This window comes from Cohnella ginsengisoli, assembly GCF_029525555.1.
Classification (GTDB): domain Bacteria; phylum Bacillota; class Bacilli; order Paenibacillales; family Paenibacillaceae; genus Cohnella; species Cohnella ginsengisoli.
The window spans coordinates 507,024-522,293 of record NZ_JAPDHZ010000004.1 but is presented as its reverse complement, the minus strand read 5'-3'; the positions used below and the strand labels follow the sequence as shown (position 1 = coordinate 522,293).

The window sequence follows — 15,270 nt, the reverse complement described above, 5'->3', positions numbered from 1 at the left end:
ATTCGGTTTATGATGGAGAATATTCGGATTCTTCATTTTAGTGTTTACTGAGACTGGGGGTTCTGCGATGGATGCCGTTCAGAAGCCGGAGGGCTTCCCCCGAAGAAAAGCTGCTCGTGCTGCCGGACTACCTTGCGACCGAGCTGGCGGGCTTCGAGCTGACCAAAAACTTTTACGTCAGCGACATCGGGTATTTCCCGCGCGCGCGTCATCATTACCGCGAACGGCATGATGGCTGCGACTCCCATATCGTCATTTATTGCGCGGACGGGGCGGGCTGGATCGAGCTGGACGGCAGGACCGATACGCTGTCGTCGCGTCAGCTGGCGGTCATTCCCGCCGGCACGCCTCATCGGTACGGCGCCTCCGCGGAGTCGCCATGGAGCATATACTGGTTTCACCTTCGGGGAGAGCAGGTCGCCGCCCATCTCGGACTCTACGGGCTCGCGGGGCAGCCTACCCCGATGCCGGCCGGCCTTGAGGCCCGCTTTGCGGAGAGCTTCGAGCGGTGCTATGGCCTGTTGGCGGACAAGCCTTACTCGCTGCCGGCGCAGGTTCACGTCTCCCAGACGCTCGGACAACTGCTCGGCGCGATCGGCCTGAGCGCGGCAGGCTCGCCCCGCCATCGCAAGCGCGAGGAGGATCTGGAGCGGGCGGTTCGCTACATGAACGGCCGGCTGCATGCCAGCGTCACGCTGCCCGAGCTCGCCGCGCATGCCGGCTTGTCCAAGCAGCACCTCATCCACCTTTTCAAACAGGAGACCGGTTTTCCGCCGATCGATTACTACTTGCGTCTGAAAATGCAAAAAGCCGGCCAGCTTTTGAGCTTGACCGGAATGTCCGTCAAAGAGATCGCAGCCGCCGTCGGCTTTGGCGATCCGTATTACTTTTCGCGCATGTTCAAGAAGTTGATGGGCGCGTCTCCGACCGATTATCGCAGTGTGCCGAAGGGCTGAGCGGGGCGGACTGGGACGTGCTTCTTGCGGCAGAAGACGCCTATCTTTTTGCCGTTTTAACGATATCCCCTTCGGTAAGGACCGAAGTTTTGCGGAGGCTCTCGTTCATCGCACACCCTATTTTAGCCAGTCTTGCTTCCTTAACTCCGTCGACGAATCCTCGCTCTTCTATGAATCTAACTTCCCTCTTTACTCCCATCTACTTTTTGTTATAATAAGAACAAATGTTCTTATTGGAGGAAGTTCTATGCCCAGCCGCATGTCGATTCGGGATTCTCTGCCGGTCTATCGCGAAGACGATTGCGAGGGCGCTCTTTTCGCCGCCAAGTGGCCGAATGGCTTTCGATGTCCCCGCTGCGCGCATCCTTATCATTATGAAGTGTCGTCCCGCAGACGACGGCTTTTCGAATGCCGCTCCTGCCGCCATCAGACTTCACTCACGGCGGGCACGGTGTTAGAGGGCTCCCGTACGCCGCTGACGAAGTGGTTCCTTGCCATGTACCTGATGCAGCTCGGGATCAGCGCCAAGCGAATGGCCGAGCTGATACAGGTAACTTACAAGACCGCGTGGCTGATCAACCATAAGCTTCGCCATGCCATCGGCCAGTGGGATCGCGACCGACCGCTCGATGGGGCCGTGCAACTGCTTGGCGAATATTACGGCTATGAATACCATCGTCACCTCGGCAGCCCCAACGCTCAAGAGACGCTTAAGCCCCAGCCGGTCGTAGTGGGCGCTTCGCTCGATGAGGCGGACCAGTTCGTTCATCTGAAAATGAAAGCCGTCGACGGTCCAGAAGGGAACGATACGACTCGGAGAGGCGTTTCGGACAGCGAGGCAGCTGCGGAGCGTTTCGTGGAAAGTCATGTCGCCGGCGGGCTTGCCGCAGGACATGCGAAGAAGCACGAGTGCGGCCACCTTGGACGGACGCCACTCCATTTGGCCTGGCGGGAAGCAGTGAGATGGCTGTCCTGGACGTTCGGCGGGATCGGCCCTAAGCACCTGCAAGCCTATCTGAACGAGTTCTGTTTTCGTTTGACGTGCCGCGGCACGTTGTTGGCCGAGCTCATCGAATGCTGCGGGACGAGAAGCAGAATAACTTACCGCGGTCTGGTAGGCCCAAGATCGGGCATTCGTCCGATAAAGTGGGGTTACAGGCGCTCGGCGCAACGACGGGATCGGCGTGCCATTTAAAGGCCTTGCTCCTTAAAAAGCAGTCGGCTTCATAGCGTTCCTTGCTGAACGGAATGCTATATAGCTTGCGGAAGCGTAATCGAACTCTGCCTAGCTTGCGGAACCGTAGACTAAGCCTTACGATGGAACCGCCCCTGAGGCACAAGCATCGCCGGAACGGTTTTTACGCGAAATTCAGCTTGCATCCGGTCAATACATCGCTGACCCTCGTGACTCCCCTGGGCCTGGTGATTGGCCGGCTCTTTCCTGACGCAAGGGGATATCGTTCAAACGTTGCAGAGGGCCGTAGGGTCGCCAACGATCGTTCTGGCACTGACTGCTGGCGAATCGCCGGGGATAAATCTATGGAAATGAATGAAAAAGCAGCTGGTTACTCGGCCGGCTGCTTCTTTCTCCAAGCTTATAGCTGTTTTGCTCACTTCCGCAAAATACCTGCTTGCTCGGCCATCAGCTTCTTGCCGGCGAGCGCGGCGACCGATTGATCGTAGGCTTTCAAAACCCCGCTCTTAGCGGCTTCATCGCCTCGTTGCCGGCCGCGTCGGACGCCTTCGCCGTCACGGCGTTCGCGCCCGGCTCCAGCTCATAGGCCGGCAAGTCTAAGAGCGGCTGTTCGCAACTGTCCGACGCGATGCCGGAGAGCGAATTGGCAGCTGCGCAGCGATCGTCGCGCTTATCGATCCTGAATTTTACGGCGCCGATCCTCGTTAATGCCGGCGCGGTCTTATCGGTATGGATGTCCAGCGTGCGCGGCCTTTCTTGGTTATAGGCCCGATCCTCCGCATAATAGGTAATCGTAGTCGTTCCTTCGGCCGTTACGCGGAATGCCGCCGTATCGCCGGCCGTCGTGACCGGCTCCCCGTTCATCGCGCCATAGACCGCATACGTGACGGAGTATAGCGGCTGCCGGCCGCGAACATCGGGTTCCATCCCGGTACTGCTCCGGCGGTGCCGGGCTCTTCGAAGCCCGCGTTCGCGACCGCGAGCGGGATGCCCGCCGGCGGCGCCTGGATCTCGCGGTCCACCCGAACGCGATACAAGATCGTATTGGTCGCCGCGTCCGTCATATAAAGATTGCCGTCGGCGCCCAGCTCGAATCGGGATGCGTCGGCGATCTTGCGGAAATCCAGCGTCTCCGGATCGAAGACCGTCAGCTTGTTGTTGAATAGGACGTACAGCAGTCCGTCCGCCGCGGATCAATAACCACGTACGAGCCGGTCAGCTCACGCGTCTGACCGGCTGTCCGTGGCAGACACGCGGGCGAATTTTAATCGGACGCCGTCAATGTCATCGCAAGCGCCGTCGTCCTTCCGCTTCGGCTGGCAGCCACGATTTCAATCGCGTTAGACCCTTCCGCCAGATTAAGCGGAACTTGAAACACGTTCACGTAGCGCGTGCTGTATGGGGTCGTCTGCGTCGCGCCATTCAGCTTGACCTCCAGCTTCACGCCTTCGTTCGATCGGCCGTTGAGCAGATAGCTGCCGCTCGGAACGGAGCTGCCGTCCGTTTCGTCCAGCACGACAACGGGATCTTCGGAGCCGCTCGAGGAGACGGGATTATGCGTCGCGCCGAACGGATCCTCGGAAGCTAACGAGAATTTTACGGCGTCGGCGATCGTATACTCGGTAGTGGAGGTCGACGTTATTTTTACATACTGTGCCGTCCCGGTCTCGAACGGATAGGTGCCGATCCATACCCATTGATTGCCGTCCGTCTTCTGGTTTACGGTTTTCGTCGTATCGATCCCGCCGTCGTATCCGATCTCCAATCGGGCGGAGGCGGCGCGGTCCGCGCTTGCATTCCACAGCATATAGACGTTGTACTCGCCCGGAATCGTCACGTACGGCGTCCACGTCGCCTGTTTGTTGGCCAATTTGTTACTGTGAACGTAGTCTTCGCCAAAGCGGGATGCCGAATAGGCGCTGGTCACCCAGCCCGTACCGGCGGCAAATCCAGTGTCCCTATTGTCGACGATAATGTCCAAAGGTTCCTTCGGCATCGAAGGGTTCGAGGCATCCTCGTGAACGGCCTCCAGGCCGGCATTGGTGGATTTCATGATCGAGATCATATCGGCATAAGGCTGATCCTGCTGATTGAGCAGGCCGATGTTGAAATTTTCGCCGTCCTTCCGTCCGGTCACGGCTTGATCGTAGTAGGAAAACCACCCGGAGCCGACGAACAGCGGGTTGCGCAGCTGACTTTCCGTAAAGGCTTTGTAGCCGAGCCCCCGGTCCGCGACGGTGGGAACGTGCGTCGCTCCGTTAACCGCGGACAGTCCGTGCTGCGTCGTGCTGAACGTGTACTCCAGGTTAAGCAGCGGCTTGCCGAATTCCTGATAGCGCGCCATCCAATTCGGATCGTTCGTATAATTGTCGACCGAGAACGCGTCCACGAACGCCATCGACGCCGCATCCCAGTCGAGGCTGGTGCGCCAAGTCGGCACGATCGACGAGCCTAAAAATAAGTGGTTCGTATCGTATCGGTCGATGATCGTGGTGACCGTCGAATAAAACGTTCTGGACGCAAGCTGGATATAAGCCGATACGTCCGCGGCCGGCACTTTGGACAACGTGATCGGAACCGCTTTCAAAGCTTCGAAAGAGGTCGCATTCGTTCCCAGGATCTGATTGACCTCCGCCAGATCCTCGTTATGCCGCTGCGCGAACATATCGACGAACCTTCCCTTCGCGGGCGATTCGGCGCCGAAGGCCAGCACCTTCGCGACGATGTCGGCGCTCCATCCCGCTTCGTTGTCGTACGTGTAGCCGATGAGCCACGGATCGCTCGCCGCCGCCTGAAGCTGCGGCTGAAGGGAAGCCTCGATGGTCGATTCGACCTGCGGATCGAACACGTCGTACGTCCAATCGATTCTGTTTAGCGTCGGCGGGTCCTGTAGCACCATGATATAAGGAAACGTCACCGTATTCGGTTTCGACCACTTGCTGAACGCGTTGAACCCCCAATCGATCAGCCGTTTTTTCGTGATATCCTCCCACTTCGCTTCATAATCGCTGCCGTACTTTTTCATGATATTCGCCGTCAAGAAGCTGACCCGCTCGCCGTTGGCGTCATTGGAGTAGGCGTCCGCATAGATCGCAGGGTCGGGTAGCTCCTCGAAAACCCTTCGGGGCGTCCCGTCCGCCTTCTTAAGCGGCGTCCCGTATCCCCATTCCCAGATGCTGGTCGTATCGACGCCCTTCAAGATAAAAGGGTACCCGTCAGGCGTAATGAACCACCAAATGCCGTCGATCTGCTGAAGCCTGAAGTAGCCGCTCGCGGTCTGTCTCTCCATCGCTTTGATCCCGCCGTACGGATCGTAGACGTCAGCATCCAGCTCGACGTCATCGAGCGCGGCGGCTTCCGTCGCATATTCCTGCTGCAGCTGCGCGTCCGTCGTCACCTTGCCCGGCCAATCCTCGTAAATCCACTGCCCGTAGCGGTCCGCCATCATGCCGTCCTTTTTCATTTCCGCCTGCAGCTCCGCGGCGGTCAATGCCGGTCCGGGATTGGCGCCTTCCTCTCCGACGCCCCGGTAGATCTGCACCTCGTTCAGCGGAATGTGCTGATAGGCATGAGAGCGCTTCATGTCGATGACGATAAACCGGGCGACGGCGTCGTGAAGCGGAAAGTTAACGGCGTAGTTAAGCGTGGTTCCGGTTCGGACGTGTTTGCCCGCCAAATAATAGTAGTCCGCATTCGCCTCCGCTCGGTATTTGACGGTGATCTCCTTAAATCCCCAGTAGCTGTTCGGAGAATTCATGACGACGTTGATCCGGTCCAGCGGATAATCCTTGAGCAGATCGAACACGACTTGAACCGTACCGGGCAAACTCCCGTTGCCCATCCATCCCGCATAGGTCGTCGTCGATCCGTCGAACAGCTTGCCCGTGGATGCTGGAACGATCCCCGTCGCGTTGTAGTCCGGCGAGCTTCCCGCATTCGGCGCAAGGCTGAAATAGTAGTTGCCGGTCCGAAGCACGGCGCCGGGTTGTTCGCCATGAATGCGGGCGGTCGGAACCAGAAATGCGGCTGCCAATACGAAAGCCAGGAGGAGCGGCCAAAAACGAAACGGATGCCGGGTTTCCATGATGCGTTCGCCTCCCATAGTGTCTTGCCTATGCGATAAAAAAAGAAAGCACCGTAGACGGGATTCGTCTGCAGTGCTTTCCGCGAATTAAACTGCGTGCGAATCAGGCCTGGTACAACGCCTTGAGCGGCACCATGGATTCCTGCGGGACATAATACTTGAACTTGTCGTCGCTGATGCTGCCGAGCAGCTGCCGCCGGACCGGGCCCGCGCCTTCCAGCAGCTTCTCGGAAGCTTGATGGTAATCGATCGGCCGCATCCAGATCGGGCTGTAGCCCATGAACAGCTGGCGTCGGGTAAACGAAGACGTGTTCGGCGCGCCTGCGTGCCAGACGTTTTGCGCGAAAAGAAACACGTCTCCCGGCTTGCCGCACAGCTGTACCTCGTCCTCGAGTGCGATGTTGACGTCCTTTTGGTTCGGATTAAAAGGCTTTCTGTGACTGCCCGGGATCAGCTTCGTATTGCCGCGGTTCGGCTCCGACATATCGCTCAGCACATAGCAGGCCTTAATATAATACGTCGCGGTCAGTCCGTTCGTCTTCGGGAACTGCGGATGCGGGCCGTCCTGATGCCAATCGATAAAACTGTTCGTCGCCGTCTGCTTCAGCTCGGGATTCGGTTTTCTCACCGTCAGATGCGAGATATGAAGCTGGATGTTGTAGCCGAGCAGGTTCACGACCAGCGGCAGGATCGTCGGCTCGTCGATCAACGACAGAAATTCCGGATGGCGCTCCACGCTGTTATAAATATTGTAGGACAGACTCTCACCTTCCTCCGCCAGCACGGCGTCGACCGCCTCGTTCAGCCGCCGCACCCGATCTTCGCTTAATACGCCGGGCAGCAGCAGATAGCCTTGCTCCTCGAACTGCTTTTTCAGCGCCGGTATATCCAGCTGCTTGCGGTCGTCATTGCTCACTTCGCTTGCACCTCCGCCCTTATTCATTTATTTCCATAGCCGAGCGCGGTGAGCTGCGCCTCGGCCGCATCCATGAACAGCTTATACTTCATCGTCGTTTCGAGCGTTTTCAGGAACTTGTCGTACTCGCCCAGGTCCCGCTGCCCGTAGGCGAACTTCGCCAACTCTTCCTTGATATACCGGTCCGCGTCGGAGGCGACGTAGCCTTCCGGCAGATCGACGAACCCGTTCAGCGTTTGAATACGCGGCTGATCGTTCGCGAACTTGATAAATGCGGCCTGCGGCACGAATTTCGTCTGCAAATAAGATATTTCGGGACGGCCGGTGAACTGGTACAGCCACGAATAGCCAACTTCGCCCGCCTTATCCGTCATGACGATTTTGTCGCCTTCCTTCGTATAGTGCGTGCCTTCGACGCCGAACTGCACGAGCAGCGACCCGCCTTTCGGATCGGACACGTAGTTCAGCAGATCGAATACGCGCTGCAGCTTCTCCGGATCCTTCTCGAGCGCCTTCGGGATCGCATACCGTCCGGGCGTATTGCCGATTTCCCAGGATCCGTCGAATTTCCCGGCCGGGCCGGCCGGCGGCTCCATTTGAATCCATTCCGCTTTCGGATTGACCGCCTTGATCTGTTCGATCATGTTTTCCTTCGTCATGTTCGGCCAGTCGATCCAGACGATGCCGGCCTGCCCTTTGAACGCCTTCTCCTGATGCTGCAGCGCCGTATTGGCGAGCAGCTCCGGATCGACGGAGCCCGTCGCGATCATCTCCTTGATGAAGGCGAGCGCGTCCTTCATAGCCGGGTCGTACAGCGCGTTCATCAGCTTTCCGTCTTTCTCGTAGATCGAACCCGGCGAACCGACGCCGAAGGCGCCGAATACAGGCGCGAACGCCCCGTTCAGCTCGGCCCCCGTCAGACCGAACGTATCCTTCTTGCCGTTTTTGTCCGGATCGTCATTCGTAAAGGCGGTTGCGACGGCTTTCAGATCCTCGATCGTTTTCGGTACCTGCAAGTTCAGGTTTTCGAGCCAATCTTTGCGGATGAAGTACGTATTGTACGGAATTTGCGAGCTTTTGGAGATCGCGAATATTTTCCCTCCGACCGCCCCCTTCTTGACGTTTTCCTCGCCGATAAAATCGGTCGCCTGCTTCAGCCGGTCCATATACGGCGTCAAATCCAGCAGCAGGCCCTGCTTGGAAAATTCGATCAGCTGCTGCCGGTCGAGCGCGAACAAATCCGGGAAATTGCCGGAAGCCATCCGGACGTTCAACTGGTTTTTGTAGTCGTCTCCGGAGGCGTATACGGTCAGGTTAAAGTCGACGTTAAGCGCTTTGTCCAGTTCCTTCTTGATAATGTCTTGGTCCGGAGGCGACAGATTGTTGCCGGTCTCGATGACCTCCAGCTTGATCTTTTTGCCGGCATCGGCGCTGGCTTGGGGCGTGGAGGCTTCCGTGCTTGCAGGCTTCGAAGCGGACGACGAGCTTGAAGACGAGTTCGAAGGCGACGAGGAGGCCTCGCTGTCGCCTCCGTTGCCGCAACCTGAGACGACGGCGCCGAGCAATGCGAATGACGACAAAAGCGCAGTCCGTTTGATCGATTTCGAGGACATGGCGAACCCCTTTCAAATCGCTGTATTGGAGCGGCCGCTAATCGTCCGGCGCGCTGCCGGACGCGGACCGGATCACCCTTTGATCGAACCGAGCAGCATGCCTTTGGTGAAGTACTTTTGGATAAACGGATAAACGACGAGCACCGGCAGGCTGGCGATCATGACGGAGGCCATCTGCAGCGTTTGCGTAGGCGTGATATTGTCGGCATTTTCGAGCGTCTGCTGGCTCTGCATCAAGATCTCGCGCACGATGACCTGCAGCGGGAACAGCGTCCGGTCGGTCACGTAGAAGATCGCCTGGAAAAACTCGTTCCAGTGGCCGACGAGATAAAATAAACCGATCGTCATGATCACGGGAACCGACAGCGGCGTCACGATTTGAAACAGGATGCGGAATTCCTTCGCCCCGTCGATGCGGGCGGATTCGAACAGCTCCTCGGGCAAGCCCTCGAAAAAGCTTTTCATGATCAGGACGTTGAAGCTCCATATCGCGTTCGGCAAAATCATCGCCCAGATCGAATCGATTAACCCGACGGACTTGACGATCAGGTAGGTCGGAATGAGACCGCCGCTGAAAATAAGCGTGAACACGATCATGAGCAGAAAGATCCGGCGTCCGGGGGAGGTTTTTGCGGCTGAGCGGGTAGGCCATCAGTCCGGTCAAGATCAGGTTGACCGCGGTGCCGACGACGGTGATCAGCACGGTGACTTTGAACGCCTGCGGCAAATTCGACTGCGTCAGCAGCGTTTTGTAAGCCGAAAACGTGACGTCCCTCGGGATGAGAATAAACCCGCCGTTGCGAAGCACTTCGCCGAAAGGCGTGATCGACACGGAGATGACGTACAGGATCGGGAAGATGGCCAGGAGTGCGCAAAAGACGAGCACGGCATAGACGAGGACGTTGAACAGCCGGTCTTCCAGGCCTTTCACCATATCCCTTCCCCCCATCTCTTGGCCACGTTGTTGGCAAACAGGACGAGTCCCATGCCGATCAGCGATTTAAACAGCCCGACGGCGGAGGCGAGGCTGAAATTCAGCTGCTGCAAGCCCGTGCGGTACACCCAGGTGTCCAATATATCGGCGACCGGGTACACCTGAATGTTGTAAAGAATGTAAATCTGGTCGAAGCCGGCGTCGAGCAGATGCCCGAGCTTTAAAATAAAGAGCAGGACGATGACGCTGCGGATGCCGGGGATCGTAATATGCCAGATCATCCGAAGCCGGCTCGCGCCGTCCACCCTCGCCGCTTCGTACAGCGTCGGATCGATGCCCGCGATCGCGGCCAGATAGATGATGGCGCCCCAGCCGAGATTTTGCCACACCTCCGAGCCGACGAGCACGCTGCGAAACGTATCGGTAGACGTCAGGAACGGATAGGAGCTGCCGCCGGCTTCGACGATCCAGCGGTTCACGATGCCGCCGTTTTGCGAGAATAGCGCGATCAGGATGCCGAAGATGATCACCCAGGACAAAAAGTGAGGCATATAGGTCAGCGTCTGCACGATGGAGCGCAGCCAGCGGATCCGGCACTCGTTCAGCAGCAGGGCGAGCAGAATCGGCGGGATCGTGCCCCAGACGAGCTTGTATAGGCTGATCAGCAGCGTATTCCTCAGCAGTTCTCCGAAATAGGGAGACTGGTAGAACGTTTCGAAATGTTTGTACCAGGGATTCGCCCAAGGGCTGCGCAGGATGCCGTCCATCATCGAGAAATCCTTGAACGCGATGACCATGCCGTACATCGGAAAGTACCGGAAGACGAGATAAAAGATTACGCCGGGCAACAACATGACATAGAAGGGCCAGTATTTGCGCAGGGCGGCGAGAGCCATACTTTCCTCCTTTCAGGCAGTTCGGCTTGGATGTAAGCGTTATCTGCATTCAGTGTATGACAGACTCGGCCATCCCCGTTATGCGCAATTCCCGTAAAAATGTTCGATTTTCCAACCTTACACCGGTTGGGAGAGCGGCAGCTCGACGCGAACGACGGTGCCTACGCCCTTTCGTCCCCCCGATGCGCAAACCGTAAGGGTCGCCGAAATGGATGCGAATGCGTTCGTGGACGTTCGCGAGGCCGATCCCGGTAAAGGAGTGCCTGGAGGGCTCGGCCGCCTGCTTGCGATAGACATCCCGAATGTCGCCTCGGCTCATGCCGACGCCGTCGTCGCGAACGTACAAGCGCAGCCTGCCGTGATGTACGCATCCCGTCACGACGACGCTGCCTCCGCCCTTCGGCGCAAGACCGTGGAACAACGCGTTTTCGACGAGCGGCTGCAGCGTCAGCTTCAATACGCGCAACTGCAGAAGCTCGGGCCTGATCTCGATCCGGCAATTGTACTTCGAGCCGTAACGAACCTGCTGGATATGCATGTACATCCTGAGTCCTTCGATCTCCTCCTCCAGCGCGACGAACTCGCCCTGCTTGTCGAAGCTGAAGGTGAGCAGGCCGACCAGCGACCGTATCGTCTGACGGACATCTTCGATCTTCTGCTGCTTGGCCATGCTGCTGATGCAAGCTAGCGTATTGTACAAAAAGTGCGGCGCGATTTGACTGCGCAGCATCTTCAGCTCGTATTCCTTCTTTTTTTCCTCCGCGCGTTTCGTCTCGTGAAGCAGATGCTGGATCCGGTCCAGCATCGCGTTGAAGCTGCTCGCGAGCTTTCCGATCTCGTCGCGGCGATTTTCGGGCAGTTTGGAGACGACCTGGAAGTCATGCAGCCGATCCATCTTGTTCACGAGTCCGCGGATTGGCCGCGTCAGCGTCCGAGACAGCATATAGGCGCTGAACAGCAAAATAACGATCCAGAGCATGGTCGCATTGCGATAATTGCCGTAGAGCGGCTGCAAGTCCTTGTAGAAGCTGTCCTCGGGGATAAACGCGATGAGCGACCAGCCCAGCCGGTTTTTTGCCGACTTTACCGCGATGAGCCGTTCTCCTTTTACGGTCATGGTGTCCGCTCCGGTTTTCAGGCCTGGCAGCTTGGCCGTAAATTCGGGGAGCAGCTCCGGCGGATAGGTTCCCGGCACGACCGGGAGAAGCCGCTCGCCCGCTTCCATGCGGTTAATGACGTTCCCGTTCGCGGTCAAGAGCGTGAAGGCTTGATAGATGAGCGGAGAGATGCGGGATACGAGGAGATCCAGGCCCAGCTCGGCGATGATGACGCCCTGGACATCGTTGTTCCGGTCTTTGACCGGCATCATATAGGCGAGCGTGCGGCCGGACAGCGGGGAAATATACGGCTCGCTCACCTGAATCGAGCCATAGTTGCCAAGCGCCTGCGCGTACAGCTCTTCCAGGTGGGGATTGCCGATAATGTCGTAATTGACCTGCGTATTGGAGAAAACGGTGCCATCGCTCCTCACGAAGTAAAGCGTCCTGACGACGGAGCTGTTGTAATCGGCAAAGCTCTGCAACGTGTGAACCACCTCTGTCTCGCTGCCGTCTTCAAGCAGGTCCTGTCTCGTCGAGAGCAGCAGCAAAATGTTCTCGACGTTGTCCAGCGTCGCGTCGATGTATTGGTTCGTCCTCGCCACGAGCAGCTCCGCGTCCTTCGTGACCTGATCCTTGAGCAGCGCCTCCGCTTCGCTAAGGTTGCTCCACGCCAGCAGCAGAAAGAGAAGCAGCGTGACCAAAAACAAATAAAAAAAACTGTTTCGTGGCGATCCCCGTATGGGCGAGCCGGCTGATGAGCTTCATGTTCGGTTCTCCCTCTCGTCTCCGCTTCGTTCGGCTTGGTAGCCAAGGCGCTTCACGTCGGTCGGCGCGGCTCCCGCCCAGTTGCGGAACGTGGACGTAAAGTAGCGGTAGTTCGGAATGCCCACCGCCTCCGCGACTTCATACACCTTCATGTCGGTCTCCCGCAGCAGCTTCAGCGCCTTTTCCATTCGAAGCCGAAGCACGAGCTGATGCACCGACTCCCCGGTCTCTTCCTTGAACAGCCTGCCGAAATATGCCGGCCCGAGGCCGATGCGCTGGGCGACGATCGGCAGCGACAGCGGTTCCTGAAGATGCGCCTGGATCCAGCTCCGCGCTTCGACGATCTCGCGGCGCGGCCCGGCTTCGGGAGCCGAGCGCACCAGGCCGGCAAAGCGCGACTCCAGCTCGCCCCAGTCCGAAGCGCCGCTGAGCTCGATAGCCGGATCGGAATGGCCCGGTCGCGAACGCGCCAGCCACTCGGAGGTCCAGGCAGCGAGCCAACGCTTCAGGGCGGCGGGACGAAAACGGCGCTCGGCGCACCACGGCGCGACGTCTCCCTGCATCGTCCTCATGAGCCGGTCGGCGTTCATCCCGGCTTGGCCAAGCAAGCCGGACAGATGACGCCGATGCGCGGGCTCCAGTTCGGAAAGCGGCTTAGGCGGGCCCATCTTGATGCGCGGCGACGGCGCGTCGTCGTAAAAGTCCGCCTCCCGCCACCAGGATGCAGCCTCGAGAAGCGCCCATACGTCCGCACGGCTTCGGGCCAAGCCGCCCACCGTCACGGACAGCGCGATTGCTTGCTCTTCGATCAACGGCGTTTCCCTGCTCTCTGCCTCGGCCAGCAGCGCGCCGAGCAGTCGCTCCAAGCGCAGCCGAACCTCCTCCGGCTCTTCGGCTTCCGATAACCAAACGGCGTATTCGCCGTCCCTCATCGGAAACCATGCCTTGCAAGTCGGCGTACGCCGTTCGTACGCGAGCAGACTCTCCAGTGTGGCGTCTTGCGCGATCCGAAGCTCGTCCTCCGGAGCCGTCAGTCGAAGGAGGACGAATCGCAAGGGCTGGTGCTCGTCCGGGAAGCCCAAAAGCGTCCAATCTTCGCCGGAGAGGTCTGACTTTGCGGACAGGCCGGTACGGTCAGCCTGTACGGGCAAGCGCTCTCTGCCGGGCAAGGCGCGATGTTCCTTTAACCGCGTCTCCAGTCTTCTTGCCGCCTTCAGCCTCCGGGACAAAATCTCCCTGCCGAGGTGCCCCCGATCGCGCAGCAGCGTCTCCCTGGCTTTTTGCAGCGCCCGCTTCAGCTCTTCTTCGTCAAGCGATACCTTCAGGATATAATCCGACGCGCCGAGCGCGATCGCTTTCCTCGCATATTCGAAATCGCTATGGCAGGTCAGCAGGATAATCTGCGTGACGGGATGGTTTTTGCGCAGTTCGCGGATGAAGGTCAACCCGTCCATAATCGGCATCGTAATATCGGTCACGACGATGTCCGGCGCGTGCTTTTCGCAGAGGGCCAGCGCCTCTTCGCCATTTTCCGCCTCGCCGATCAGCACGGCGTCGCACGCTGCCCACGGGAACGCGCGCAGCTCCTCGCGGATCGGGTATTCGTCGTCCACGATCAATACGCCGATCGGTTTTATCGTCATGTCGCGCGAAACCTCCCATCCTTTCTCTTGTTTTTATTTTTATGCGCGGGTTCGCGTAAAATGGCAAACGCAAACAGGACGAAGCGGATTGTCCGCTTCGTCCTGTTTGCGTTTGACGTTCGCATGTATGAAACGGCGTCGGTCACGCTGCGCCTCCGCCGAATGAAACCGTCAACGACCACTCGCAAGCTTGTCCGGGCAGGATCGTTTGCGCCGTACCGTTCGCTCTCGCGCGGTCCAGCGAATCGTAGTAGCCGATCGACGGCTCAAGCGCGATGGCGTTTTGGCGATTGAACATGCCTTCGTCGATCCAGACGCCGATATAGGGAACCCGCTGCGGGTCGAAGTCCATCCGCAGCCAGTTCCCGCTTCGCTCGCAGAACAGTCCGCACCGTCCCTCGGACACCTTGCCCGGCGCGTAGAACTTGCGTCCGTCGCCTGTCTGGCTAGCGTCGACGTCCGCTTCAGCCGCCCAAGCGTACGTTCGGCCCTCCTGCCGGGCAGCGCCGCCGAATACGCAGAGCATCTCCTGCGCCGACGGCGGCAGCTCGATGCGCGTCGGCTCCGACACGGCGAACTGCGGATGCGGCACCCAGAGAAACTGCAGCGGCGATTCCCCTAAGTTTTCGGCGCGATATGCCATCCGAAGCGTATCCGGAGACGTGAAATAAAGGCTCCTGCCCAGCCTGTACGGAAGCGCCACGCCGCCGACCGAGCAGTCGATTCGGCCTTCGCTTACTTCGGCGTCCCAGGCAAGCGCCCATACTTCGCCGTGATCGGGAAGCATAAGCGCCCCTCCGGCCTCGGCTGCGCATGGCGCGATCGTCGGGAAGCATTCGTCCCAGCCGCTCATGTCCGCATCTCCGAAGTTTGAGCCGTAAGCCGGCTGCTTCAGCGCCTGAAGGTCGGACTGTACGAGCCATTCCTTGCCAGTCGGCTTGTACAGCAGGGAGACGACCTTCCCGCCAAGCCCCGGGATCAGCTCGACGCGGATCTCCCCCGTCTCCATGATCAACGATTCGCGATTTTTATAGACGGCGGACCGAATTTGAACGTCTGCCAATGGCGCCAACCTCCTCATTCCACGCAGCCGGCGGAATCCATAACCCGCACTGCGATACGACGACCTTTATCATTTCACTTTACGACAGGTCGTCTCCCACGCCAA

Annotated in this window: 12 protein-coding genes and 1 pseudogene; 3 read left to right on the top strand and 10 right to left on the bottom strand. The window is 58.7% G+C overall.

Translation table 11 applies throughout. The features are described from left to right. Positions 1-71 precede the first annotated feature (71 nt). The 3 genes from OMP38_RS23425 (at position 72) to OMP38_RS23415 (ending at position 2,633) form a co-directional block, all read left to right on the top strand. Entirely contained in the window at positions 72-956 is an 885-nt protein-coding gene (locus tag OMP38_RS23425) for an AraC family transcriptional regulator (protein WP_277567240.1), read from the top strand. 247 nt (positions 957-1,203) lie between these two features. Beyond that, positions 1,204-2,151, top strand: coding sequence for an IS1595 family transposase (locus tag OMP38_RS23420; protein WP_277567239.1), 948 nt, complete (start codon positions 1,204-1,206; stop codon positions 2,149-2,151). Between the two features lie 179 nt (positions 2,152-2,330). Further along, a complete protein-coding gene (locus OMP38_RS23415) occupies positions 2,331-2,633 on the top strand; it encodes a hypothetical protein (RefSeq protein ID WP_277567238.1) in 303 nt (100 codons plus the stop codon). A 10-nt stretch (positions 2,634-2,643) separates the two neighbouring features. On the opposite strand, the gene OMP38_RS23410 is transcribed toward OMP38_RS23415, so the two are convergent. From OMP38_RS23410 to OMP38_RS23365, 10 genes and pseudogenes are all read right to left on the bottom strand, one after another. Beyond that, the gene (locus OMP38_RS23410; RefSeq protein ID WP_277567237.1) at positions 2,644-3,078 is read right to left on the bottom strand and encodes a hypothetical protein; all 435 of its coding nucleotides are present in this window, start codon (positions 3,076-3,078) and stop codon (positions 2,644-2,646) included. After that, positions 3,012-3,215, bottom strand: a complete 204-nt coding sequence (locus tag OMP38_RS23405) for a hypothetical protein (protein ID WP_277567236.1) — start codon at positions 3,213-3,215, stop codon at positions 3,012-3,014. The genes OMP38_RS23410 and OMP38_RS23405 overlap by 67 nt, the downstream gene beginning before the upstream one ends. Before the next feature lie 200 nt (positions 3,216-3,415). After that, positions 3,416-6,235 carry a golvesin C-terminal-like domain-containing protein gene (locus OMP38_RS23400; protein WP_277567235.1) on the bottom strand — a complete coding sequence of 940 codons (2,820 nt, stop codon included), beginning with the start codon at positions 6,233-6,235 and terminating at the stop codon, positions 3,416-3,418. A 103-nt stretch (positions 6,236-6,338) separates the two neighbouring features. Then, the gene (locus OMP38_RS23395; protein WP_420869723.1) at positions 6,339-7,151 is read right to left on the bottom strand and encodes a phytanoyl-CoA dioxygenase family protein; all 813 of its coding nucleotides are present in this window, start codon (positions 7,149-7,151) and stop codon (positions 6,339-6,341) included. Positions 7,152-7,174: 23 nt separating this feature from the next. Beyond that, a complete protein-coding gene (locus tag OMP38_RS23390) occupies positions 7,175-8,764 on the bottom strand; it encodes an extracellular solute-binding protein (RefSeq protein WP_277567233.1) in 1,590 nt (529 codons plus the stop codon). A 72-nt stretch (positions 8,765-8,836) separates the two neighbouring features. After that, positions 8,837-9,698 (bottom strand): annotated as a pseudogene (locus tag OMP38_RS23385) (carbohydrate ABC transporter permease). Continuing rightward, positions 9,692-10,594 carry an ABC transporter permease gene (locus OMP38_RS23380; protein WP_277567232.1) on the bottom strand — a complete coding sequence of 301 codons (903 nt, stop codon included), beginning with the start codon at positions 10,592-10,594 and terminating at the stop codon, positions 9,692-9,694. Before OMP38_RS23380 ends, OMP38_RS23385 begins: the two are co-directional and overlap by 7 nt. Before the next feature lie 49 nt (positions 10,595-10,643). Continuing rightward, positions 10,644-12,401: a cache domain-containing sensor histidine kinase gene (locus OMP38_RS23375; protein WP_277567231.1), complete on the bottom strand. Its 1,758-nt coding sequence runs from the start codon at positions 12,399-12,401 to the stop codon at positions 10,644-10,646. A 54-nt stretch (positions 12,402-12,455) separates the two neighbouring features. After that, positions 12,456-14,102, bottom strand: coding sequence for a response regulator (locus tag OMP38_RS23370; RefSeq protein WP_277567230.1), 1,647 nt, complete (start codon positions 14,100-14,102; stop codon positions 12,456-12,458). A gap of 142 nt (positions 14,103-14,244) precedes the next feature. Further along, on the bottom strand, positions 14,245-15,165 hold the full coding sequence (locus tag OMP38_RS23365; RefSeq protein ID WP_277567229.1) for an aldose epimerase family protein: 921 nt from the start codon (positions 15,163-15,165) through the stop codon (positions 14,245-14,247). Positions 15,166-15,270: the final 105 nt, after the last annotated feature.